The following is a 24171-nucleotide window of genomic DNA, read 5'->3' on the forward strand; positions in this document are numbered from 1 at the left end:
CATAACTTCATTTATATTAAAAATCCGATAGGGCGCATATATATTAAAAAATGGTCATATCAAAAGGGGGAACGAGTATGAAAAAGAAACGGTGGCGGAATTATGCACTTTGGGTGAGTGTGGCCTCGCAAGTTGTATTGCTTATCCAGTTGATCGGTCATTTAACCGGACTTTTTATATTGACGGACGTGATGGCGCAGGAGATTTTAACGGCTGTCGATATTTTACTTGGAATCCTCGCGACACTTGGCATTATTTCAAACCCAACCAAGCCGAATTCAAAGGGCTATAATCTTTAGATCTGTAAATTCCCCTCTAAGTAAAGTACGGCGTGCCCGCCTATAGAGACTCTGTCCGCAAGATTTTCGCAATAGAGAACTCCGCCCCGCTTGGATAGTTGTCTGGCGAGCAGCTTGTTCTTTCCGAGCTTTTCCGACCAGTAAGGAATGAGTGTGCAGTGTACGGAGCCCGTTACGGGATCTTCATTAACTCCGGCATGGGGAGCGAAAAATCTTGAAACAAAATCACTGCTGCTTCCCTTGGCGGTAATGACCAGCCCGAAGGATTGCGGCAGTTTTTTTATTAGCTCGAAGTCGGGCACAAACTGTTCGACCTGTTCCTCCGCAGCAAGCACGGCATAGTAACGAGTTCTCACCTGATTCCGGGTTGCGTACAATTCAATCGGCGCTGCTCCCAAAATTTCCTCGATCAAAGGGAAGGAGTCGATCTTTTCCGAAATTCGGGCAGGAAAGTTTAATTCAAAGAGGTCCTCCTTTTTTACGACGTTCAATATACCGCTCAACGTATGGAAATTCATCTCCATCAGACCGGGATTGACATAATGGTGAACCACATAAGCGCTTGCCAATGTCGCATGACCGCAAAGATCCATTTCAAGCTCAGGCGTAAACCATTTCAAGTCAAAATACCCGTCACGAGGCACGACAAAGGCGGTTTCCGACAAGTTATTCTCGTAGGCAATGCTTTGCATGAACGAAGTATCAGGGAACTCGTCCACAACGCATACACCAGCCGGATTACCCTTAAATATTTGATCCGTAAATGCATCCACCACATAGTACTTCATTATTGTTCTCCTCCAATTCTGCAGCTTTTAATAAAACAGCATAAAACATATTTTTAAAATAGAACAGAGGAAATTACCCGCTGCATAAAGGTCCTGATTCTCGGGAAACTTACGGGATGTAGTCACTAATTCAGGAGGTGCCTTCCTTTGAAAAAGAGTTTGACCGCAATGCTCGTTACAGCATTGATTTCCGCAGTGCTGGTTCTGCCCGCTTCGGCTTATGGAAACAATACGAACGTCCGCGATATGAATAATAACAACACGACCGGGGGCAATTATTCGACGAATAATGTCCGGGCTCACGCGGTGAACGGCAACAATAACGGCTCTAATTGGGGATGGCTCGGTCTGATCGGCTTGCTCGGTCTTGCCGGTATGCGGAGAAGAGAAACCGACCGTTCTTAGGAGTCCATACTTGGTAATGACACATCGAACAAAAAGGCTTCCAATATGGAAGCCTTTTGTTTTGACGCCAGGAGCCGGTCGGCATTACCTGTATTCCTTCTCGGTTTCTTCGTAGGCGATCAACGTGATTTTCTCACCGGTCATACGCTTAAGGGATTCTTCCGCCTCTTTAATAATGGCAACCGCCTCGGCGCCCTTATCCAGTGGGGCTACTTTGTATTTATCCGTTGAAATTTCCATCGCATTTCCCTCCATTTAAGGATAAAGATTAGTCTATCCTGAGGCGGTTAGTTTCATGAAAAATAAAAAGAGTTGAATCTAAATGAATTTCCGTATATAATCATACCTACGGGAATTTTTCTCGGTCACCTTTGCCGGGGTGGCGGAATTGGCAGACGCACAGGACTTAAAATCCTGCGGTAGGTGACTACCGTACCGGTTCGATCCCGGTCCTCGGCATCACAAACAAACATCAAGAATATCAAGGGATTTCAGCTCAAGTGGCTGGAATCTTTTTTCGTTTACGGAGCGAGTTTGCTAACTTTTGCTAACGGCGCTCTTTTTTCTTGACCTTTTCGGGTTTTCCGAAGCGCTCGCCACCATGTTTATGTTGGCTTCATGAAGAGGAAATCTTGGTTCAGACGATGCGTTCGAGGATTCCGTCACGCTCCGTTCTAAGACGTTGGATTTCGGCTTTAATGGCTTCTTTGCGAAAGGTAATTACAGGATCGAGTATGTCTATGCCGAGGATTTCTCCGGCTGATACAAGGCGTTTAGTCAAATTTACGTCTTCAGGAGAAGGAGTCGAATCACCGCTCGGATGATTATGAGCGCAGATGAGAGAGGCGCTGCAACGTTTGAATGCGGCTCGGAAAACTTCCCGTGGATGTACCGCCGCTGCGTTCAGAGAGCCGATCGAGATGACCTCCTTAAAGATTGCTCGGTTCTTGGTATTCAAAAACAGACAAGTGAACTGTTCTTTTGGAGAATGTCTTAATTCTGGTGCGAGCCGATCGTAAACATCTTTGGGGATTGAATTGCAACTCGATCAGTAACGGGAATAGTCAGGGCTTAAGCAAGTTGTAGTAAGGCGGTAATTTGGCGAGCCTTACCTACTTCGATTCCTTTAATCATCGTTAACTGTTGTTCACTTGCTTACAGGAGTTCAGTCGCTGTCGGGAAATGTTGAAACAACTCCTGAATTACATAGCTGTCGTTCTTTTCTCTGAGGGATTCTGAGATAAGGCGTTTGATTTCAGTTGATGGATAAGGGCTCATTTTCTTTCCTCCGTTGGTTTGATGGATACAAAGAGGCCGTACACGCTTGAAGGTGTACGGCCTTTCGATGCATGCAGAGCCTCGCGAAGACTGCCTATGCATAGGTATCAGTGGTATAATATAGAGTTTACATCGTAGATTTTGCGAAAATAGGTCGATTTTCGTACTCCTCAATGCTTATAAAAAAAGGGAAATTGCGGAAGTTGTCGAAATGTATTATCAGTGTCCTACATTTAACAAATCACGAGTATATTATAAAATTTTACTATTTCTCGCCATAACGTTATTGAGCATGATTAGAATCAATATATGCAATGATGAAAATCTTCTACCAAGGGGGCAACTACATGATTTTATCCGACAATGAAACTAAAGTTGATATGCTTAATAACAGAGCTATTGCTAAAACAGTAATCGAATTAATTAATGAATGTAAAGAGAAACCAATATCAATAGGAATACATGGAGATTGGGGAGCTGGAAAATCTAGTGTATTAGAAATGGTTGAAGAAGAATTCAGGGGTAATGAAAAAATTGAATGCATTAAATTTAATGGTTGGAAACATCAAGGGTTTGAGGATGCTAAAATTGCACTTATGAGTGCAATAGTATCAGAACTGATAGAAAAGAGGAACTTGAGTAGTAAATGCGGGGATGCTGTTAAAAAGATATGGAAAAACATTAATTGGTTGAACGTCGCTAAAGGTGCAGGCAGTCTAGCATTAACAGCAACTACCGGAGTACCGCCGATTGGGTTATTAACTGGAATTCTGGATAAGTTAAAAGGAAATTTCGCTGATGCAGATAAGGTTAGTAGTACTATTGAAAATGTAGGACAATATTTGAAGGATTCCAAGGTATTCGAAGATACATCAACAACTAAGGAGTTTACAGAGTTTCAAGAGTCTTTCTCATCTCTATTGGAAGAATCAAAAATAGATAAGCTAGTTATCCTCATTGATGATTTAGATAGATGTTTACCTGAAGTAACAATCCAAACACTAGAAGCCATAAGATTGTTTATGTTTTCTAATTCAACTGCATTTGTTATAGCGGCAGACGAAACCATGATTGAATATGCAGTTAAGAAGCATTTTCCAGAGGCATTTGATAACAATCTTAGCAAGGAATTTTCAAGAAGATATTTAGAAAAATTAATTCAAGTACCTTTTCGACTTCCAACATTAGGTGAAGTTGAATCCGAAATGTATATTAAACTATTATTGATTGGTTCGAAATTAGATGAAAAAGATGAGCTTTTCACAAAACTATTAGATTCTTCTATAGAAAAAATGAAAAAACCATGGAAAAATCAAGGGCTAACAATCAGTGATTTGCATGGAATATTAGCTGATCGGTATGGAGAGGTTGGAAATGAAATTGTAGTTGCAAATCAAATTTACCCAATATTAGCTAAGGATACAAGCGGTAATCCAAGGAAAATAAAAAGATTTATAAATATGCTATTGTTAAGGTTTAAGATTGCTGAGGCAAGAGGATTTGGAGACGAGATAGAGTTGCCTGCACTTGCTAAAATTATGCTTATTGAAAACTTTATGTCAGAAATATATGAACAAATCGCTTTGGAGACCTCAGAAAATGGAAGGTGCAAACCGTTAGATGAATTAGAAAGATATTTACGAGGTGGAATTAAAGAACCAGAGGAACCGATCAAAGATACAGAGAGTAAGGATGCAAAGGGTACAAAATCATTAAAAAAAATCAAAGTTAAGGATACTTTAAGTGAAAGATGTAATGAATGGTTGACTAATGAAGCTCTTTGTAACTGGGCAAAGTCCGAGCCAGAGCTAGGTAACCTTGACCTGAGACCATACTATTTTGCTAGTAAAGAAAAGCGGGATTACTTTTTCAATCAGGTTAAATCTGAAAAGCTTCGCTTCGTTATTGATGGTTTGATGAGTTCATCAGTTTATTACATTGCAAGTATTAATGATAAAATTGAAAGTTTGTCATTTGAAGAAGCTAAATATGTTTTTGATATCGTCTCGCAGAAGATTTTAGGTCAAGGCGATGGGGCTAGAAAACCGAATGGAATAGATGGAATTATTACATTAGTGAAATTCCATAGAGAATTACAAAGTGAATTACTTGGTTTAATAGCTTCATTTAAAAAGGATAGAGTAGGCGTATGGATTTGTAGTGGATGGGACAAATGCATTGTTGACATTAACCAAAAAAGAAAGCTAGAGGAGTACTATACATTGCTGTCTAAAGAGGGAAATGTACTCGTGAAGGCTGCTTTAAAGACAATTCAGAAGTGAGGATAAAATATGGGTACATCTACAAGTAATCAAGGCCAAAGCGGTAGAACCCCATTGGTACCAACATGGTTAGACGATGGGGATAACATGAATGAAGAAAATAATAATAACACAATACCCGTACAAGCCGATCCCGAACGATTTCGAGAACCAAGAGGTAATTTTACTAGATATGTAAACTCAGGTGGTAATAACGGTAACAATCTGCGAAAGTCGGTATCACAATATGTAAAGCATTCATTAGGTGGAGCTAAGAGTGCAACTACTAGATTAGGCGCTTCGAGAAAAAGCACAGTTCAATTAATATCATTTTTGAGTCAAATTGCTAATAATGGAATTGAAGCTACAAGTAGGGTATTCGGACTAGGCGATTTAATGGGGAAAAATGCAAGTGATGTGTTTTTGGACATCATGGATTTTGTATGTCCTGATGGAGGAACCACTGATGAGGGAATTGCAAGAAATTCATATATTGAAACAATTGAGGCAATGCCAGAATTAAATGCTACTCCTATTGAACAAATGACTGAGCAACAATTTTTGGTATTTACTGAAACTTACATGGCAAATGTTATTAAAGAACGATTACTTAACGACATAGGTAGTAAAGCTATTTCCCTTCCAAATGATATTACTATAGTTCAAGCGATTCAAGAACAGTTAGGTGAATTTATACGTGGTGCTGTTTCAGACGCAATGATGCAACTGAATGTAGAAATTAGGAATATTGATAGCGTACAGACCAGGGGCATTGTGGATTCGGTATATCAAAAGTCATATGAAATATTAGAATCAATAAGTGAGGCATAGAATAAATGAATAAATTCAAATTGATTGGAAGTTATGAAGGAAAAGAAATAATTACTAATTATGAAAATGGATTGGAGATAGTGAGGGTTCCATTAATCACAAATGAGGGTTTTCTTGGATATGGCATTGGTAGAGTTACTGAAAACATGTTGGCAATTGGTATCTGCCCAACTGAAGACGGTATTGATATTATGGCACTAGCAACATTAGTTTACTTGGCTGATACTAGAATTTCTAGAATCGTGAATTCTCAAGATTCTTGGACTAGAGAAATTATGATTGAACTTCCTGTTAAGGAAGTGAACTCTTGGAATAGTGCTCGCGATGATTTGAAAAGAATGCTGAATTTTTTGACAGGTGATAAATGGGAAATTGTTTTTACAAAAAGAAATATTACATTTGAAGAGTTAGTATCGAGAACAGTGAAAAAGGAGCAAGAGTTTGAGGTAGTTTCGTTATTTTCGGGCGGGATGGACAGTTTGATTAGCACAATTAACTATTTAGAAGATAATAAGAAATTACTTTTAATCAGCCATGCTGGGGAAGGATTCACTAAAAATGCGCAAAAAAATATCCTTAAAGTATTAGAAGAAAAATACAGCAAAAACAAACCACTACAGCTAGACTTATGGATGGTATTTGGGAAAGAAATAATCCCTAATGGTTACATAGATAACACAACAAGAAGTCGTTCATTCTTATTTATTGCACTAGCGATATTTGTAATTTCTGGCCTGCCAGAAGTTCATAAGTTGGTAGTGCCTGAGAACGGTCTAATTGCATTAAATGTACCTCTAGACAACTTAAGAGTTGGTTCACATAGTACCAAAACAACACATCCATATTACCTGGGGATTTGGAATGAAGTTCTGGGAAAATTAAAATTCTCAATAACTGTTGAAAATCCATATTGGAATAGAACAAAGGGGGAAATGACAGCCGAATGTAAAAATAAAGAATTGCTATTCGAATTAATTACGCAATCTGTATCTTGCTCATCACCGGGGAAGGCTAGATGGGAGGGGTTGCCTCCTCAACACTGTGGTTTTTGCGTACCGTGTTTAATACGTAGGGCTGCGATGCATAAAGCTTTTGGCACTGGAAATGATGGGACTAGGTACACTAAAAAAGATGTTCGTGAATTATTAAATAATCACGCGACCGGCAGAGGCATACAATTACGTTCATTTGAATTAGCAATTGACAGGTTAAAGAAACAACCCGGGTTAGAAAAGTTACTGATCCATAAACCAGGCCCATTACCGAAAGATCAAGCATACCTTGAGAGGCTTGCAGATGTCTATCGAAGAGGGGTGCTAGAGGTAGATAGTTTTATTCAAGCTTCACTGAGTAATGAGGTGGAAAATGACGATCTATGATATGCACTGCCATTTGGATCTAATGCCAAATATGAAAAACATAATCCAGGAGTCATTAGTTGAAGATTTAGTAATTATAGCAGTTACAACAACCCCCAAGGCATTTGAGCAAGAGGTGAATTTCTGTAAGCGAAATTCCAACATTCAAGTGGCATTGGGCTTACATCCCCAATTAGTGGGTCAAAGGTTTAATGAATTACCTTTATTATTAAATAAGATTCAAAATGTAAAATTTATTGGAGAAATAGGTCTGGATAATAATGGTGAAAATATTAGTTCAAGAGAGGAACAAGTGAAGGTTTTCAACAGTATTATTAAGGAATGTAGCGCATTAGGTAACAAAGTACTTTCAATTCATAGCGTAAAATCTTCTCAATATGTTTTGGATAGTTTGAAATTGTATAACACTATAAAAAATAATATTTGCATTTTGCACTGGTTTACTGGTAATGAAAAACAATTAAATCAAGCAATTGAGCTAGGGTGTTATTTTTCAATTAATAGTAAAATGCTGAGTACAGCAGGAGGAAAAAGAGTTATTCAGAAGGTACCAGAAGACAAATTACTTGTTGAAACGGATGCCCCCTTCATCAAAAAAATATCCCATTGCCATGAGATATATGAAGAATTGGATCAGACGATACAAGGGATTTCGAATTTGAGAAACCGCGATTTATTTCAAACAATCCAAAAAAACTCGAAGGATATCATTGAATACTAATAGGGGTGCTGATTCGTGCTGTTTAAAGGAGATGAAATAAATGATAAAGCAAAATTTCTCCGAACGAAATGGATATATAAGTAAACAAATTCAATTTGAAAATGTTGATTTTGCACTTAAAAACAGAATTTGGAATGTGTTTTATGTTGAAAATCAACATCTATTGAACCCTTCTCTAAGAAGCCCGAGTTTGGAAATCGTTGAGGACATCTTAGATGTTTTTGGATTTACATATGAGTATCCAAAAGATTGGTTAATGCGTGAAAGAAACATGAAAAAACTAGAGAGTCTTTTTCTGAAAAAAGAGTGGCACTTCGCTTATGATTTTATTGAGGTTTACTTAGAAAAGGTATCTGAAAGAAGTAAATCCAATTCAAATAATCTTGCAAAGGAATTTAATCGAGTGTTAGAAGAAGAAAAGTCTGGATATCGCATTGTAAAAAGATTGGTTGTTCCAATAACAACAAAATCTGAATTAAAATCTATTGATCAATCAACTAATACAAAGTATGATTCTGTGAATATACATATGTTAAAAGCCCTCTCTTTATACTCTAGGCGTAAAAATCCAGATTACGAGAATTCTATAAAAGAATCTATTAGCGCGATTGAGTCACTTTGCTGCATTATTACAGGCAATAATAAAGCTACTTTGGGAGATGCGCTTAAAAAAATGGATGAGAGTGGATTGAAATTGCATGGCGCTTTGAAATCAGCTTTAAATCAGCTTTACGGTTATACTTCCGATCAAAATGGTATTCGTCATGCAGGTATTGACTTTGCAGGGGCATCTACAGAAGATGCAAAATATATGTTGGTTTCTTGTTCTGGTTTTGTAAATTATATTGTTGAGAAGTGGGAAAAGAATAATAATTCAATGTAATGGTTGATTACTTACACGTACTTGTCACTGGTCACGATTTTAGTCACTTTTTTCTTTTCCAAGTGTCGCGAGGTAATAGAACGTAAAAACATAAACTTGGGAAATCTTTGCCCTACAAGGCTTCCTCCGCTCTCTTTAACACAAACCTTATCTCACCATTGGCAGCGGCGAGGTCAGCATTGATTTCTTTCTAATACTTTTTTATTAGTATAACAACTGCGACTCATTTAGTGCTGAATCCCTTAGGATTAGATACAAAGTGACTCAATATTGCAAACAGCTAAGTAAGGGTAAAAAGAGCAGAAGTACGTGGCTTCTTCTCTATTATTTTGCTAACATTGCTCCATATGCAAACTCCTGAACTTAAAGTGTGTGGAACATAAAAAAAGTGCTATTAACCCGCATAATTAAAGGATTTTGGCTTGATTTTTCCGTGATGTAGAAGAGGGGCCAATAAGTCCGTTTCAGGACTTAAAATCCTGCGGTAGGTGACTACCGTACCGGTTAGATCCCGGTCCTCGGCATCAATGAAAGAGTTAAAGGTCGCAAGACTGCGCGAAAGCGCCGTTTTGCGACCTTTTTCTTTTTTTATCGCGTCTGACATCTACTAACGTGGTAAAATGCTGTTGTAATCTTAATTGATACGTGAATTTATTTTCAATAACAGCCGGGGAGGGGACTGGATGATGTTCGGAAACGATTGGGACGAGGTGCTTAAGGAAGAATTGGACAAGCCCTATTTTAAAGAGCTGATGAACTGGCTTGACGGGGAATACGAGGAGCACACGGTATATCCGCCTAGGGAGTTTTTATTCCAGGCGCTGAAGCTGACAAGCTATGAAGATACGAAGGCGGTTATTTTGGGGCAGGATCCTTATCATGGACCGGGGCAGGCGCACGGCCTCAGCTTTTCCGTACTGCCGGGAGTCCGGATACCTCCGTCGCTCCGCAATATGTATAAGGAGTTGGCGACCGATCTAGATTGCCCGGCCCCGACAACGGGAACGTTGACGCCATGGGCACAGCAGGGAGTGCTGCTGCTGAATACGGTGCTGACGGTGCGGGACGGACAGCCCGGTTCCCACCAGGGAAAGGGGTGGGAGAGATTTACGGATGCCGTGATCGAAGCATTGAACCGCCGCGAACGGCCGGTTGTGTTTGTGCTTTGGGGGAGCCATGCCCAGAAAAAAGGGCAGATGATCGATACGACCCGGCATGAAATTATCGCTTCGGCGCATCCCAGCCCGCTGGCGGCAAGAAGAGGCTTCTTCGGGAGCCGTCCGTTTTCGCGAATGAATACTTTTTTGGAACGGCAAGGTGAAGCACCTATCGATTGGTCGGCGAATATGACGGAGGATTAAAAATATTAATAGGACCAAGGTCTCGTTTTTGGCTAAAAAGGTTACTGAAAATATCCTAAAAACCGATATAAAACGCATAGGCCCGGAAAGGAAGGTTTTCCGGCAAAGATGGAATTAAAGGAGAGAAATGAATGACTGCTAAGAGGAAGATGACAGGTTGGCTCCTGGCGATGGTACTGCTGCTTACCACAGCATTTCCAAGTGGCGCTTTTGCGGCAACCGGCGATGTAGTGTCGATTGACATCGAGGGTTCGGGAACAACGGTTGAACTTACGGTAGGCAAGACGAAACAGCTTAAAGTATGGGGAACAACCGAAGGCTCCACCGTAAAGAAAGATTTGACGAATGCCGTTAGCTGGTCATCGAGTGACAGCGAAGTCATTAAAGTAACTAATGGTTTTCTTACGTCATTAAAAGCGGGGACGGTAACGATCTGGGCGGATCATGCACAAGGCCCTAAGTCCAGTATTCAAGTCACTGCAAAGGATTCCTACAAGGAATTGACGCTCGAATATTCCCAAAAAGGGAAATACAAGCTCGGTTCCAGCGATAAATATTTGACGGTAAAAGCGCTGGCCGCGATCGAAGGCTCCGAGGGCGCTACGAAGGACGTAACGGCTGATACCGATTGGTCCAGCTCCAACTCCGGCGTCCTGACCATTGAGAAAGGACAAATTACCCTTGTAGGCGAAGGAACGGCGACCATTACCGCGAAATATTCGGGTCTTACGGCGACTTATAAAGCTACCGTTAGCTCGCCTTATTCCGAATTGACGCTGAAATATCTCGTTAAAGGCAGCGATGGCGTGGTTAAGGAACTGCCTGCCGAAGATATCGAGCTAGTCGTTGGCGACAGTGAAGCTGAATTGAAGGCGGAATCCACGTCGGCCAGCGACAGTACCTCCAAGTCGGACGTGAGCGATAAAGCAACTTGGACTTCATCCGATACGGCGGTTGCTACGGTAGAAAAGGGTAAAATCAAAGCACTGACCGTTGGTAAAACAACGATCACCGTCGATTATCTCGGCGTAAAAGCTCAAACCGACGTGTATGTTCGTACACCTTTTGAAGCTATTCTGCTTGATCCTTCCGGCGATCAGTCGATGTTCATCGGCGAGACGCTGGAAGTCGACGCTGAAGTTAGAAGCGGCGTGAACGAATCGGTTATCGTGAGCTCGGATGCGACCTGGACTTCCTCCAATCCGCTTGTGGCTACAGTCTCCGGCGGGGACATTTCCGCCAAGACGGCTGGAACAACAACGATTAAGGTAAGTTATAAAGGGATCAGCAAGTCCTTCAAAGTTACCGTGAACCCGACGATCACCAAGTTGGCTATTGAGAAGAAGGAACTGGATCTCTTTAAGGGCGAATCGATCAGTTTGCCGAAAGTAACGGCAACGAAGCTGGATGAAGAAGAAGTAGATTTCAGCAAGGAAGTAAAATGGACGTCAAGCAATGAAGAAGTTGCCAAAATCAAAGACGGCAAGATCGTTGCGGAAGATAAAGGCACGGTAACCTTGACCGCGAAGCTGCCGGAGACGGGAGTAACCTCGCCGGCGCAAATCCGCAGTACGGAAATTACAGTAACGCTTACCGTAAAGGAAAAGGTGCTGGCGCTGATCACGGAAGACGAGAAGCTTAGCATCGTTATCGGAGAAGAAACGAAGCTTCCTGAAGTGAACGCTGTTTGGGAAGACGGAGAAGAGGCAAGCATATCCGATTCTATCGAATGGAGTGTCTCGGGTTCCAATGCCGTCATCAAAACGACGGATAACGGTAAAATGATTAAAGGACTGACCAAAGGTACAGCTTCCTTGAAAGGAACTTACTCGAACAAAACGATCAGCATTCCGGTTACGATCGAGCAAAAGATCGTCAAAGTTGTTGTTGATCCGGTCAATATTACATTGAATGTAAAGAAAACGAAAGCTATTAAAGTAACCGGATTCTATAAAGACGGCAAAACCGTGAATCTGTCTAGCAAAGTTGGATGGGAGTCTTCCAATCCGGAGGTTGCCACCATCTCTTCGACTTCCGTTAAAGCAGTGGCGGAAGGTACCGCGACGCTTAAAGGCTCTTACCAGGGGTATGACGTAAGCGTGAAGGTCAGCGTAGTACCGAAGCTGATGAAGCTTACTGTGGATGAGAAGAGTTTGAAACTGGCGCCGGGCTCCGCAAAAACGGTAGTTGTGACGGCGGAGTATGACAACGGCAAGAAGTCCTCCGTAACAGGAAGTGCTTCTTGGACAAGCTCGAAGCCTTCCGTAGCCAAAGTTACGGCAGGTAAAATAGAAGCGGTTGCTAAAGGCAGCGCTACAATCAAAGGCGTGTACGACGGGAAGACGGTTACGGTACGTGTAACGGTCAAATAGATTTTAAATTACGGCAGCTTGCCTCCTTTGGGAAGGCGGGCTGTCTTTTTATTTGCGATCTATGACTGTAACGCAGACGCTTGCCTGTGCTATAGTATAAAAAAGGGATTTCAGGAAGAGGAATAATGCATCTATGATGAGACGTAAAAGGTTTTGGCAGACACGTATTTTGATGGGAATTTGCACGGTTGTTATTTGGTCCTTGTTATCCGGATGTGCACTAAATCTGGAGGATTTCCAGGCTCAAGGGGATAACGGTTCGTCTCCTGTCTCCTCATCGTCCGGGAACAAGCTGCGCGTCATTTTTCTGGATGTCGGCCAAGGCGCATCACAACTGCTGATCAGCCCTTCGGGACGGACGATGCTGGTGGATGCAGGCAATAACAACATGGAGCAGCAAATGCTGGATTACTTAAGGCAGTTTGGTGTTGATCGGATCGATATCATGGTGGGCACGCATCCTGACGCGGACCATATCGGCGGGTTGGATGCCGTGATCGATCATCATGAGATTGGCGCCATTTACATGCCGAAAATCCAGAGCAACACGAAGACCTTCGAGTCATTGCTCCAATCGATTCGGAGTAAAGGTCTTAAGGTTAAGAGTGCCCAGAGCGGCCTTCGCCTGGACTGGGATGACGAGGTAAAGGTAGAAATGCTTGCTCCTGTAGAAGTCAGCGATGACAGCAATAACATGAGCGCGGTGCTCAAAGTGTCTTATGGCGGAACGTCCTTCTTGCTGACGGGCGATGCCGAGCGCGAGAGCGAGAAGGCCATGATGGCTTCAGGCAAGGACTTACGGGCTGATGTACTGCTTGTGGGGCATCACGGGTCGAAGTCGTCCACGTCGCTTTCTTTTTTGCAGCAGGTATCTCCGAAGTTTGCCGTAATTCAGGTTGGAGACAATTCTTATGGTCACCCCAAACAGGAGATTCTGAACCGGTTGAACAAAAACGGAGTCCAGGTTTATCGGAATGACTTACAGGGGACGATCGAAATTGCATCGGATGGACAAAACTACGAGATCACGACAGAGAGGTGAACCGCCTATGCAGGCGATTGTGGAGGGCTTTGAAGGGGATTTCTGCATTCTCGAGATCGATGGACAGACGAAGGATGTTCCGCGGCAGCAGATGGATGAAAAAGCTAAGGCCGGGGATATCGTGGTTTGGAACGGAGAAAAGTGGATCCTGGATCTGAAGCAGACCGAAGACCGAACAAGGCAAATCGGAAAGTTGATGGATGAAGTTTGGGAAGATTGACTACATAAACAAAGGGAGAGATAAACGATGTTGGAAAAACCGCAAGCGGGGGAATATGCAGTACATTTCGAACCTTATATTCAAAAGGTACCGGAAGATAATCTGCCTTCCCTTCTGGAAAAGCAGGTTGACGAAGTGATTCAGCGGCTGGGGCAAATTACGGAGGAACAAGGATCCTACCGGTATGCGGAAGGGAAATGGAGTCTTAAAGAAGTGCTGGGGCATATTTCGGATACGGAACGCATTATGAGCTACCGCCTTCTTCGGATTGCCCGGGGCGATACGACGCCGCTGCCAGGGTTTGAGGAAAATCTGTTTGTGAGCCATGCGCATGCGGACCGCCAGACGGTAAACGCTTTGCTGCAGGATTTTGCTGCCGTAAGGATCGCGACTCTATCTCTGATTCGGCAGCTCGATGACGAAGCTTGGGCACGTATCGGCACGTTTAGCGACCATCCGGGATCGGCACGGGCACTGGCCTATATTATCGCCGGTCATTCCATTCATCATTTTGATATCATTGAGGAACGTTATTTGCGACGTTAAACTGCTGAATTAAGTCAACTCAAAAAAGACGCCCGGCTGTCTCCGTAGACAGCTTGGGCGTCTTTTTTTATATGAGAAGGGAGTTTCGTTTTTACTCGCCTTCGCGAGAAATAATCAGCATGAGTTCGCCCTCGATTTGGAAAGGTCCGAAATCGACCGGCAGGATAAAATGGTCGCCCTTAGCCAGCGAATATTCCTGATCCTCGACGGAGAGCTTGCCTTGGCCTTCAATTACGCTGCAAATCGTATATTTCTCATTAGCCGGTACATTTGCGGTTCCGGTTACATTCCATTTTTCCACGGTGAAGAAGGAATTGGATACAAAGGTTGTGACGGTCAGTCCGTCGGATTCCTTACTGCTGTATTGGACCGGCTCGTATGCCTGAGGAATGGAGGTAACGTCAATGGCTTTCTCCAAATGTAGGTCGCGCAGGTTGCCGTCTTTGTCCCGGCGGTCATAATCGTACACCCGGTACGTCGTATCCGAGCTTTGCTGGGTTTCCAGCACGACAATTCCCTTGCCCAACGCATGAATGGTACCGCTCGGCACGTAGAAGAAATCTCCGGCTTTTACAGGGACTTGGGTCAGCAAATCGTTCCATTCGCCGTCCTCGATCATTTGTACGAGCTGTTCCTTTGTTTTGGCTTCATGTCCGTAAATGATGACCGCTCCTGGCTCGGCATCGACGATATACCAGCATTCGGTTTTGCCCAGCTCGCCGTTCTCGTGTTTGCCAGCATATTCATCATCCGGATGCACTTGGACCGAAAGATCGTCGGAGGCATCCAGGATTTTAGTGAGCAGGGGGAATACGGCGGAATCCGAACGGAACAGCTCTTTATGGGAATTCCACAGCTCGCCGAGCTTCAGCCCTTGATAAGGGCCGCTCTTGACAACGCTTTGGCCGTTGGGATGAGCGGATATCGCCCAGCACTCGCCCGTGCGGTCATTAGGAATTTCGTAGCCGAACAATTGCTGCAGCTTGGTTCCGCCCCAGATTCGTTCTTGAAATACGGGTTCCAAAAAAATAGGTTGATTCATGGATAAAGTTCCTCCTCGTATTAATAATTCAAATGAACAAGAGCCGCCGCGCCGATCAGGCCGGCCTCCTGCTGCAATGCTGCCGGAATGACTGGTGTATTGCGGCCCGAAGGATTCAGCGCATGGTGCGCAACATAGTCCCGTACAGCATTAAATAACGGGTTTCCGATTTGGGATACGCCGCCGCCGATCACAAGCAGCTCGGGGTCCAGCGTGTTGATCAGAGTGACACAGCCGATGCCGATATTGCGGAACACCTGGTTGACCAGCCGTTCCATTTCGGGCTCCCTGTCGTTCAAGGCCAGATCGAACACTTCTTTCGAGGTGACGGTACGCCCTAACAGCTCGCTGGCCTGTCTGGCGATGGCTGTACCCGAGGCGACGTATTCCCAGCAGCCTTGCTGTCCGCATACGCAAGTGCCGACTGTAGGATCGACGACCAAATGACCGACATCTCCGGCATTTCCGGTCGCTCCGGTAATCAGCTTGCCGTGACTATAAATGCCTGCCCCGATGCCGGTGCTGATCGTGATATAGACGAAATTATCGGCCTCCTTGGCGGCGCCGATCCACTTCTCCGCCAAAGCTGCGGCAGTGGCGTCATTCTGGAACGATATCGGCAATTCAAAATGCCGTTTGAAGGAATCGACGACGGGGAAGCCCCACCATCCCCGCATATTCGGCGGTTCCGTGATCTGGCCGAGCTTGGTGTTTAGCGGCCCGGGGGCCCCGATGCCGATGCCGAGAATATCCGCTTCTTTGATTCCCGCCGCCGTAGCGAGCTGTTTAACGGCAGCAGCGATCCGGTCCACCATTTCGGAAGGAGGAACGGAATGATCCGTGGGCAGCGTGTTCTTTGCAAGGACCTGCCCGCTTTGGTCGACGAGACCGATGGCGATTTTCGTACCTCCGATGTCAATGCCAACTGCGTAACTCAAAAGTTATTACCTCCAGATAAGCGGTGCTAGTTTAGTTTGGTTACTTGACAAACTTGACAAAACTTAAATTTGTAAAGTAATATTGAACATAGTTTATCATGTTTCGGAAGGATTGAAAAGAACATGGGCCGTAAAAAGAAAGTATCCATGCAAGATATCGCCGATCACCTGCAAATATCCAAAAATGCAGTATCGCTGGCCCTGTTGAACAAGAAAGGCGTCAGTGAGGAGATGCGAAACCGGGTGCTGCAAGCGGCCCGGGAGATGGGCTATGGTTCATACTCGGATAAACCGCCCGAAAGCGGGAATATTCTGGTGCTGGTGCCCGAGCGAATCATGAGTTATCAGGATAACGATCATTTTCAGTTTTACCATGATATGATCTGGGGGTTGGAACGAAGCATCCGCAAAAAAGGGCTGAACGCGGTAATTGCCCCGATCGATCGGGATATGGAGTCCCGGTTGGAGCTGCCCCGGCATTGCTCCGATATTTCCTATCACGGCATTATATTGTTCGGAATCGTGGACATGGACTATGCCAGGACCGTTTGGGAATTGGACACGCCTTTGGTTATGCTTGATTCATACCATCGGGATCTTCCTTGCCCGGTAGTTGCCTCAGCGAATATCGAGGGAGCTTATGAAGCGGTATCGGTCCTTATTCAAGCCGGACACAGGGAGATCGGATTCATCGGGCCGACCAATTTGACGACCAGCCATGAGGAGCGTTGGTTTGGATATTGGAAAGCGATGCAGGACCACAAACTTGTTATCAACGATGATTTTATTTTGACGTCTTCACCAGGTTTTGATTACACGGAGCAGGAAATCGGAATGTTTCTGGACGGGCTGGAGGAGAAACCAGGGGCCTTTTTCTGCGGCAATGACCGGATTGCGTATTTATTGGCAAGACAATTGAGGAAGAGAGGGCTGTATGTCCCGGAAGGCATTTCGATTGTCGGTTTCGATGATCTCAGATATGAGGAAGAGGGCGGCCTCAAGATGACCACGATGCGGGTAGAAAAAGAGAAGATGTGCGATGCAGCTGCGACCTTGCTGTTGTCGTTGTCCGGGTCATCCAGGGATGCGATCCATCAGTATGTGCGGCCTACCTTAGTTCTCGGCAATTCCGTACGGAGGCCGGTTCATTGAAAGAGCAGGGAATATAAAAGACGGTTGGACACGGGCAGGATACCCGGACCAACCGTCTTGTTCTTTGTGTCGATGATTATTTGTTCAAAGCGGCTTCGTAACGTTTCTCAACTTCGGACCAGTTGACTACGTTGAAGAAGGCAGCAATGTAATCAGGACGTTTGTTTTGATATTTCAAATAGTAAGCATGCTCCCATACGTCCAGGCCAAGGATCGGCGTTTTGCCTTCCATGATCGGGGAGTCTTGGTTCGGCAAGCTGTAAACGGACAATTTGCCTGCATTGTCTACCGCCAGGAATGCCCAGCCGCTTCCGAAACGAGTCGTAGCTGCTTTCGAGAAATCTTCTTTGAATTTGTCGAAGCCGCCGAGTTCGCTGTTGATGGCGTCAGCAAGCTTACCGGATGGTTGGCCGCCGCCGTTTGGTCCGATTGTTTCCCAGAACAGGGAGTGGTTCGCATGGCCGCCGCCGTTGTTGCGGACTGCTGTACGGATGCTTTCCGGAACGCTGTCCAGATCGGCGATCAGTTCCTCTACGGATTTCGATTGAAGCTCAGGTGCGGATTCAAGCGCCGCATTCAGGTTCGTTACGTAAGTATTATGGTGACGGTCATGGTGAATCATCATGGTTTGTTCGTCGATATGCGGTTCAAGTGCGTTGTTTGCATAAGGAAGTGCTGGTAATTGATGTGCCATTGTTTATCATCCTCTCCATAGATATGTAAAAGTTATTTTGAACACTCCCTATTATAATTATCCATTGCGGCTTAGTCAACATAAATGTATATTAAGTATGTTAAATCATGTCCTGCATTGACAAACGAGGCTTGTTTTATCATAATGAGTCATCGGATATAGATAATTTCAGTTTTGAGGTGAATGAAAATTGAGTATGGGCATCGTTGTCGTGGAAGTGTGCGACAGCAATCTGATGAGCGCGTTGGAGCTGGAGGAGCTGGAGGAAGAATATCCCGAGATCGCCGTGCTGCGGTCGGACTGTATGAATTTATGCGGCCTGTGTAAACTTAGACCTTACGCAATGGTCAACGGGAATAAGGTATTTGCCAAAACAACCGAAGAGTGCATTGCTCTGATCAGGCAATCGATCGAGGAAGAGTTGAAGGCATTCCATAATATATAAACTAAAATACAGATATACAAAACAACCTCCGAAGCCGCAGTTGCGGATGATCGGAGGTTGTTTTATGTGTGGACTGCAGGTATGCAGCTATGACGGCTTAATTACATAAACGCATTTACGCCCTTCCTGAGCCAGGCATTCCGTGCGTTCTACTTTGGCATCCAATAGCGATTCGAACAGCTTGAGCTCGCATTCGCAAGCGTGGTTATAACGGTTTGCAATCTGGGAAATGGGACAGTTGTGCTCCATGAGAACGAAATGGCCGTCTTCCTGGGTTTCGCATTCCGTCATATAGCCGTTTTCGTTTTGGATCTCCGCCAACCGCTGGACTTTCTCCAAGAGGTCTTTTCCTTGCATATCGGCTTCGTACTGCCGGTTAAGCTTATCTTTACGACGGTCAAACAGACGATTTACAGTTTCTTCGCCGTACTCCTGTTCCAATTCATCGAGCAGATCGAGGGTCAGGGTATGATACTTTTTAGGAAATAAACCTTCAGCCAGTTCGGTCAGCCCGTATACGGCGGTAGGACGTCCAAGTGTCTGGCGTACCATTTTCGACTCGATCAGACCGTCGCGTTCCATCGTACCCAGATGGCGGCGAACCGCCATTTCCGTAATGCCGAGCTGTCCGGTGATTTCTTTGGTGCTGAGGGGACCTGAGGTTTTCATCATTTGCAAAATCCGGTCGCGGGTAGACAAATCCTTTGGTTGATTCAAGACATACACTCCTCTCGGGGCGCAAGATCAGCCGTGCTTAACAGCCTGCACGGCTTCCATGCACGCGTCGGAGCAGAAGCCCTGATGCTCATCTTCGCAATCTTCACAGCATACATATTGGAGGTTACATACTGGACAATTGATATAACGGTCATGAGTAACCCCGCAGTGATGGCAGCTGGCAATAACGATATCTTCATCCGTTTGGTTGATGGGAACGGAAATACGTTCGTCGAACACGTAACATTTACCGTCAAACAACCGCCCTTGAACCTCGGGATCCTTCCCGTAGGTAACAATTCCGCCTTCCAGCTGGGCAACGTCCTCAAATCCTTCTTTGAGCAAGAAGCCGGTCAGTTTTTCACAGCGGATGCCGCCCGTGCAGTAAGTCAAAATCTTCTTGTCTTTATGCTCGCTCAAATTTTCGCGGATCCACTGAGGGAACTCCCGGAAAGACTCCACTTCGGGACGGATCGCTCCGCGGAAGTGGCCGATGTCGAATTCGTAATCATTTCGTCCGTCGATCACGATCACGTCTTCATCTTGAAGCTGCTCGTAGAACTGTGTCGGAGACAAGCGTTTGCCGCTCAGCGTATTCGGATCTAATTCATGCTCGTACCGGAAGGTAACCAGCTCCTGCTTATGGCGGACAAACATTTTCTTGAACGCATGGCCTTCGGATTCATCAATCTTGAACACGATATCTTTAAACTCCGGCATGGCGCGAAGATCGGCCATATAACGCTCTGTTTGCTCGATCGTACCGGAGACGGTGCCGTTAATTCCTTCGGAAGCAATGAGAATGCGGCCTTTCAGACCTAAATCTTTGCAATACTGCAGATGCTCCGCCGTGAAAGTTTCCGGAGAAGCGATCGGCGTGAATTTATAAAATAACAAAATGCGATATGCATGTTGACTCATGTTAGATCACCCGTCTATATTAGATTCTACTGAATTGTAGTGAATTTTATCAACTTAGTCAATATTAAAGTATAGTAAGTATAGTAAATATTGCATAGAAGATTAAGGAGGAAATTGAAGATGAAAAAAAATAGAACCGTGGCCTTCATTTATGCGCATCCCGATGACGAGACGTTCGGCTGTTCTTATCTGATCCGGGAAATCGCCGATGGGGGCGACCTTCCTGTCTTGTTTACGGCGACCCGGGGAGACGCGGGAAAGACCGGGCGTTTAGGCGAAATGACACGTGAGGAATTGGCGGCAAAGCGGGATATCGAGCTTGATAAAGCGATTGAAATTCTGGGTATTACGACTTTGGAACAGGCAGGGATGGGAGACGGTAAGCTGAAGGAAGCGGATCCGGCCGCGTTGCGGGAGCTGATTGCCGACTTTTTGCGGCGCCATGAGGCCGATGTGGTCGTTACTTTTCCGGAGGACGGCATTTCCGGGCATGCGGATCATATTGTCATTCATCATGCAGTGAATGAGGTCGTATTCGGAGGTCAGGCTCCTTCGGTACAAAAATTGTACTATAACCAATTGAGCTCATACGAAGCGAATTCCTCGAGCATCATCAAAATTGCGGAGAACGGAAACTGGGATGTTAAGCGCCGGGCGCTGGCGGCTCATGAATCGCAAATCCTCAGCATTGAGCGAGTTTTCGGCAAACTGGGGCCGGACGTTCCGCCGGGCCAACAGGTTGAAGCATTCGAGTTGGGATGGGAGCGGGGAGTTCATTTTCCGATTAAAGCGGAGCGCACGATTTTTGATGACCTGAATTAGATCCATTCTTGTACAATGAGCTAGGTGTTACCATGGGGGAGGAAGTACTAGGTGAAAATTTGGCTTACGGCCGGAATAATGGCTATCTGTTTTATTCTGCTTGGACTCGGTATACATACAGAAGGTTTACAATCGATCGACCGGGGGATCGGTGACTTTTTCTATGGTCTCAGGACGGAGAGTTTAAATCCGGCAATAAAAGCGGTTTCGGAACTGGGCACAACGACGGGGTATATCGTTGTTTTTGCCATTGTGCTGATCATTACACTATTGCTCCGGCGGTGGCGGATAGCCTTGTGGGTGACGGTCAGTCTCGTAGCCGGCTGGCTCGTCAATAAAGGCCTAAAAGTGCTGTATCACCGGGAGAGACCCCAGCTGTGGGACCGTATGGTGGAACCGGACGGGTTCAGCTTTCCGAGCGGAAACGCCATGGTTTCGATCGCTTTTTACGGAATGATCGCCCTGATTCTGCTGCGATCTCGTCAAGGCTGGATTCGAGCTTGCGGAGCAGCGGTGCTTGTGATAATTCTGTTGATCGGATTAAGCCGGTTGTACCTAGGCGTGCACTACACCAGCGACATTGTCGGCGGCTTTCTGGCGGGAGGTTGTATCGCAGCTCTATGCTATAAGGGATGGCGAAGCAGCTCTGACAGTATGAAGTGAAGGGAATCTGTATTCGACTAAAATAGGCAATAAAAAAGCCAGGGACTAGGATCCCTGGCTTTTTGTATTGTTTATGTGGACTGAGGCGTTATGCCGTATGTTTTACTTTCATCCCTTGTTTTGGTGCCGGGATTACGGGATTAGCAGTTTCTTTTTTGTGGAATAACCCACGGAGGTAAGGGAGAACATAACGGTCAAGACCGATTTTTCCGGCGTTAGCGGCAGCTACGACGATAAGTACTTCAAGCAAGAGCATTTGTGCGTTGGTGCTTACTGTACCCGAGAATAGGAAGGCTGCGTTCATGACCAGTCCCATCAGGGCTGCGAAAGTAGTGAATGTTCCGAGCAACAGGCCCAGGCCTACCAAGAATTCACCGTAAGGAACCATAACGTTGAAGATGTCTACGTTAGGAAGTGCTACATGTTGCAGGAATGTGGCCCACCATCCTTGAACGGCTGCGTGTTCTCCGGTACTGTTAGCGATCGCTCCATTCAAGAAGCCCGCGGCGTCGAATCCGCCTGTGATTTTGTGCCAACCGGCTGTGATCCATTGGTATCCAAGGTATATCCGAAGTACGGTTAAAAACCACATTGCGTATTTGTTAGTTCTGAGGAAATTGTTAAACATAATTACCACTCCTTGTGATTTGTATTTGTTTGTTTTTTGGATGATCATCTTTGATGTCTTAAGTATAAGTGATTATTTTCACATGATATGTGATTTAAATCACAATTATAAAAATTTTAGTATTTTAATTTGATTTAACATTGAATTGAAAGTTTAAATTTATGATTGCTTTGCGGTAGGAGGCTATATTTAACATATGATCAAACAAACACCAAACGGGAGGTAAACCTAAGATGAGACTGTCCAACAAAGTGGCGATCGTGACCGGTGCGGGTTCCGGCATGGGAAGAGCAATTGCGGAATTGTTTGCCAAAGAGGGAGCCAAGGTGGTAGTGTCGGATGTTAATGAGGAACGAATTAATAAAGTTACGGCGTCCATAAAGGAGGCTGGAGGCGAGGTATTAGGAATCATGGCCAATATGGCCAAGGAATCCGATGTGCAGCAATTGATAGACCGGACTGTGGATGCTATGGCACCGTAGACATTTTGGTCAACAATGCGGGAATCATGGACAACTTTATCCCGGTCGGAGAAATCACGAACGAACACTGGGAACGAGTCCTTGGAGTCAATCTCAATGGGCCGATGTACGCTTCGCGCGCAGCAATCCGGATTATGCTGGACAAAGGGAAGGGTGTCATCGTCAACAATGCCTCTGTCGGCGGACTGTTTGGAGCAAGAGGCGGTGCAGCTTATGTGGCTTCTAAACACGGTTTGATAGGACTTACGAAAAATACGGCTGCTGTATACGGTCCGAAAGGAATTCGCGTGAATGCCATTGCTCCGGGCGGTGTAAACACGGCCATCGGAGGGACGATTACCGCGCCGAATCAGCTTGGCATGGAGGCTATCGGGCGGGCAGGAAACGCCCCTATGGGGGAAGCGGAAGAAATCGCCTATGCCGCACTGTTCCTAGCGTCCGATGATGCCAGCTTCATAAACGGAGCTGTGCTTACGGCGGATGGCGGTTGGACCGCACACTAAATCAATATGACTGAAGCCCGGCGCAGGATTTGCGCCGGGCTCTATTTTTCATTTATCCGCTGTCCGGTTTGATACATCCGCTTGTTCCTGTCGTTGATTCTTGTCTTGTTGGTCTTCCTTCGGATTATTCAGCAAGACGTCGACTACCTCCGCCAGCATATCTGTGGAGGACACGGAATTGTCCGGGACGGGGATCGGGTTTACGCCTGGACCGCGGTCCAGACCTTCAAACTTATCTTTTTCCTTACTCATATCATCCTCTCCTTTCCGAAAAATCCTTGTCTTAGGGTGTGCGCAGCCTTCCACTTCTATGTAAACCGATAACCCCCAGAGTGAGCCTTGAATCAATGGAGCTTCGTTTACGCAAACAGTAGAAAATACATCAGGAAAAAGAGCAGGCCAAATATAATCAGCATCAAAATAAGCATGAGGCTTACGATAATATAAGAAGACCGGAAGATATTCCGGTTGATTTGTCCCCGTTTGAGCCTGTACTCCAGGGTTGCTGCGATAATGATCGACGTTCCGAAAATAAGGGAACCCATGCCCGTTATAATGGAGAACAGCCTGGCGATTTCGCTATAGGTAGAGTTAAAAACAAGTCCGGCGGCCAGGAACCCTATTCCGATGATGGAGATGCTCGTACGGATCCAAGCGAGGAAAGTCCGCTCATTCGCCAAGTGTTGCTGAACGAAGCGATTTTCGGCAGAAGATTGATCTTCCATGCTATCCCTCCTTTGTCACCTATACATTAACCATATTCTCCGCCATGTTCTCC

27 protein-coding genes, 1 tRNA gene and 1 pseudogene are annotated in these 24171 nt (G+C 45.1%); 18 read left to right on the plus strand and 11 right to left on the minus strand.

Going from position 1 to position 24171, the window contains the following annotated elements; translation table 11 throughout:
- Positions 1-77: 77 nt before the first annotated feature.
- Complete coding sequence (locus KJS57_RS04065) at positions 78-299, plus strand: phage holin (RefSeq protein WP_211019759.1); 222 nt, start codon at positions 78-80, stop codon at positions 297-299.
- Here the strand turns inward: KJS57_RS04065 and KJS57_RS04070 are convergent.
- Positions 296-1087: a PhzF family phenazine biosynthesis protein gene (locus KJS57_RS04070; RefSeq protein ID WP_213653867.1), complete on the minus strand. Its 792-nt coding sequence runs from the start codon at positions 1085-1087 to the stop codon at positions 296-298. The two genes, KJS57_RS04065 and KJS57_RS04070, sit on opposite strands and share 4 nt — an antisense overlap.
- A 147-nt stretch (positions 1088-1234) precedes the next feature.
- Between KJS57_RS04070 and KJS57_RS04075 the strand changes: the two genes are divergently transcribed.
- Positions 1235-1492: a WGxxGxxG family protein gene (locus KJS57_RS04075; protein ID WP_244861390.1), complete on the plus strand. Its 258-nt coding sequence runs from the start codon at positions 1235-1237 to the stop codon at positions 1490-1492.
- A gap of 84 nt (positions 1493-1576) precedes the next feature.
- Here the strand turns inward: KJS57_RS04075 and KJS57_RS04080 are convergent, their stop codons facing one another.
- On the minus strand, positions 1577-1732 hold the full coding sequence (locus tag KJS57_RS04080) for a hypothetical protein (RefSeq protein ID WP_213654076.1): 156 nt from the start codon (positions 1730-1732) through the stop codon (positions 1577-1579).
- 133 nt (positions 1733-1865) lie between these two features.
- Here KJS57_RS04080 and KJS57_RS04085 point away from each other — a divergent pair.
- Positions 1866-1951 (plus strand) — tRNA-Leu (locus KJS57_RS04085).
- A gap of 178 nt (positions 1952-2129) precedes the next feature.
- Here KJS57_RS04085 and KJS57_RS04090 read toward each other — a convergent pair.
- Positions 2130-2525: a JAB domain-containing protein gene (locus KJS57_RS04090; protein WP_244861412.1), complete on the minus strand. Its 396-nt coding sequence runs from the start codon at positions 2523-2525 to the stop codon at positions 2130-2132.
- Positions 2526-3117: 592 nt separating this feature from the next.
- Between KJS57_RS04090 and qatA the strand changes: the two genes are divergently transcribed.
- The 10 genes from qatA (at position 3118) to KJS57_RS04140 (ending at position 14386) form a co-directional block, all read left to right on the plus strand.
- Positions 3118-5052: a Qat anti-phage system ATPase QatA gene (gene qatA / locus KJS57_RS04095; protein WP_213653868.1), complete on the plus strand. Its 1935-nt coding sequence runs from the start codon at positions 3118-3120 to the stop codon at positions 5050-5052.
- Between the two features lie 9 nt (positions 5053-5061).
- A complete protein-coding gene (gene qatB / locus KJS57_RS04100; RefSeq protein WP_213653869.1) occupies positions 5062-5862 on the plus strand; it encodes a Qat anti-phage system associated protein QatB in 801 nt (266 codons plus the stop codon).
- A 5-nt stretch (positions 5863-5867) separates the two neighbouring features.
- Positions 5868-7241 (plus strand): Qat anti-phage system QueC-like protein QatC, encoded by a 1374-nt coding sequence (gene qatC, locus KJS57_RS04105; RefSeq protein WP_213653870.1) that lies wholly within the window; start codon positions 5868-5870, stop codon positions 7239-7241.
- A complete protein-coding gene (gene qatD, locus KJS57_RS04110) occupies positions 7228-7962 on the plus strand; it encodes a Qat anti-phage system TatD family nuclease QatD (protein WP_213653871.1) in 735 nt (244 codons plus the stop codon). Before qatC ends, qatD begins: the two co-directional genes overlap by 14 nt.
- A 40-nt stretch (positions 7963-8002) precedes the next feature.
- The gene (locus KJS57_RS04115) at positions 8003-8845 is read left to right on the plus strand and encodes an AbiJ-NTD4 domain-containing protein (RefSeq protein ID WP_213653872.1); all 843 of its coding nucleotides are present in this window, start codon (positions 8003-8005) and stop codon (positions 8843-8845) included.
- Positions 8846-9531: 686 nt separating this feature from the next.
- A complete protein-coding gene (locus tag KJS57_RS04120; protein WP_213654060.1) occupies positions 9532-10206 on the plus strand; it encodes a uracil-DNA glycosylase in 675 nt (224 codons plus the stop codon).
- A gap of 131 nt (positions 10207-10337) precedes the next feature.
- Positions 10338-12578, plus strand: a complete 2241-nt coding sequence (locus KJS57_RS04125) for an Ig-like domain-containing protein (RefSeq protein ID WP_213653873.1) — start codon at positions 10338-10340, stop codon at positions 12576-12578.
- Between the two features lie 133 nt (positions 12579-12711).
- Positions 12712-13620: a ComEC/Rec2 family competence protein gene (locus tag KJS57_RS04130; protein WP_213653874.1), complete on the plus strand. Its 909-nt coding sequence runs from the start codon at positions 12712-12714 to the stop codon at positions 13618-13620.
- Between the two features lie 7 nt (positions 13621-13627).
- Complete coding sequence (locus tag KJS57_RS04135) at positions 13628-13840, plus strand: DUF3006 domain-containing protein (protein ID WP_211019755.1); 213 nt, start codon at positions 13628-13630, stop codon at positions 13838-13840.
- 27 nt (positions 13841-13867) lie between these two features.
- Complete coding sequence (locus KJS57_RS04140) at positions 13868-14386, plus strand: DinB family protein (protein ID WP_213653875.1); 519 nt, start codon at positions 13868-13870, stop codon at positions 14384-14386.
- A 91-nt stretch (positions 14387-14477) separates the two neighbouring features.
- Here KJS57_RS04140 and manA read toward each other — a convergent pair whose 3' ends face one another.
- Together manA and KJS57_RS04150 are read right to left on the minus strand one after the other, a co-directional pair.
- Entirely contained in the window at positions 14478-15428 is a 951-nt protein-coding gene (manA, locus tag KJS57_RS04145) for a mannose-6-phosphate isomerase, class I (protein WP_213653876.1), read from the minus strand.
- 20 nt (positions 15429-15448) lie between these two features.
- Positions 15449-16366 (minus strand): ROK family protein, encoded by a 918-nt coding sequence (locus KJS57_RS04150; protein ID WP_213653877.1) that lies wholly within the window; start codon positions 16364-16366, stop codon positions 15449-15451.
- Positions 16367-16489: 123 nt separating this feature from the next.
- Between KJS57_RS04150 and KJS57_RS04155 the strand changes: the two genes are divergently transcribed.
- Positions 16490-17518 (plus strand): LacI family DNA-binding transcriptional regulator, encoded by a 1029-nt coding sequence (locus KJS57_RS04155; RefSeq protein ID WP_213653878.1) that lies wholly within the window; start codon positions 16490-16492, stop codon positions 17516-17518.
- A gap of 76 nt (positions 17519-17594) precedes the next feature.
- On the opposite strand, the gene KJS57_RS04160 is transcribed toward KJS57_RS04155, so the two are convergent.
- The gene (locus KJS57_RS04160; protein ID WP_213653879.1) at positions 17595-18212 is read right to left on the minus strand and encodes a superoxide dismutase; all 618 of its coding nucleotides are present in this window, start codon (positions 18210-18212) and stop codon (positions 17595-17597) included.
- 196 nt (positions 18213-18408) lie between these two features.
- Here KJS57_RS04160 and KJS57_RS04165 point away from each other — a divergent pair, with 196 nt between their 5' ends.
- Entirely contained in the window at positions 18409-18657 is a 249-nt protein-coding gene (locus KJS57_RS04165) for a YuzB family protein (RefSeq protein ID WP_211020210.1), read from the plus strand.
- An 87-nt stretch (positions 18658-18744) separates the two neighbouring features.
- Here the strand turns inward: KJS57_RS04165 and KJS57_RS04170 are convergent, their stop codons facing one another.
- Together KJS57_RS04170 and trhO are read right to left on the minus strand one after the other, a co-directional pair.
- Entirely contained in the window at positions 18745-19374 is a 630-nt protein-coding gene (locus tag KJS57_RS04170; RefSeq protein WP_213653880.1) for a helix-turn-helix transcriptional regulator, read from the minus strand.
- 27 nt (positions 19375-19401) lie between these two features.
- On the minus strand, positions 19402-20295 hold the full coding sequence (gene trhO / locus KJS57_RS04175; protein WP_211019748.1) for an oxygen-dependent tRNA uridine(34) hydroxylase TrhO: 894 nt from the start codon (positions 20293-20295) through the stop codon (positions 19402-19404).
- Positions 20296-20415: 120 nt separating this feature from the next.
- Here trhO and KJS57_RS04180 point away from each other — a divergent pair, with 120 nt between their 5' ends.
- On the plus strand, positions 20416-21117 hold the full coding sequence (locus KJS57_RS04180) for a PIG-L deacetylase family protein (protein WP_213653881.1): 702 nt from the start codon (positions 20416-20418) through the stop codon (positions 21115-21117).
- Between the two features lie 51 nt (positions 21118-21168).
- Positions 21169-21780 carry a phosphatase PAP2 family protein gene (locus tag KJS57_RS04185; protein ID WP_213653882.1) on the plus strand — a complete coding sequence of 204 codons (612 nt, stop codon included), beginning with the start codon at positions 21169-21171 and terminating at the stop codon, positions 21778-21780.
- 88 nt (positions 21781-21868) lie between these two features.
- Here the strand turns inward: KJS57_RS04185 and KJS57_RS04190 are convergent, their stop codons facing one another.
- Positions 21869-22408, minus strand: a complete 540-nt coding sequence (locus KJS57_RS04190; protein ID WP_213653883.1) for a DoxX family membrane protein — start codon at positions 22406-22408, stop codon at positions 21869-21871.
- A 233-nt stretch (positions 22409-22641) separates the two neighbouring features.
- Here KJS57_RS04190 and KJS57_RS04195 point away from each other — a divergent pair.
- Positions 22642-23393: pseudogene (locus tag KJS57_RS04195) on the plus strand (glucose 1-dehydrogenase).
- Positions 23394-23441: 48 nt separating this feature from the next.
- On the opposite strand, the gene KJS57_RS04200 reads toward KJS57_RS04195, so the two are convergent.
- Positions 23442-23645: a hypothetical protein gene (locus tag KJS57_RS04200; protein WP_213653884.1), complete on the minus strand. Its 204-nt coding sequence runs from the start codon at positions 23643-23645 to the stop codon at positions 23442-23444.
- A gap of 107 nt (positions 23646-23752) precedes the next feature.
- A complete protein-coding gene (locus KJS57_RS04205) occupies positions 23753-24118 on the minus strand; it encodes a YidH family protein (protein WP_213653885.1) in 366 nt (121 codons plus the stop codon).
- Positions 24119-24171 lie beyond the last annotated feature (53 nt).

The sequence above is a fragment of the Paenibacillus vini genome (assembly GCF_018403325.1).
Taxonomy (GTDB): domain Bacteria; phylum Bacillota; class Bacilli; order Paenibacillales; family Paenibacillaceae; genus Fontibacillus; species Fontibacillus vini.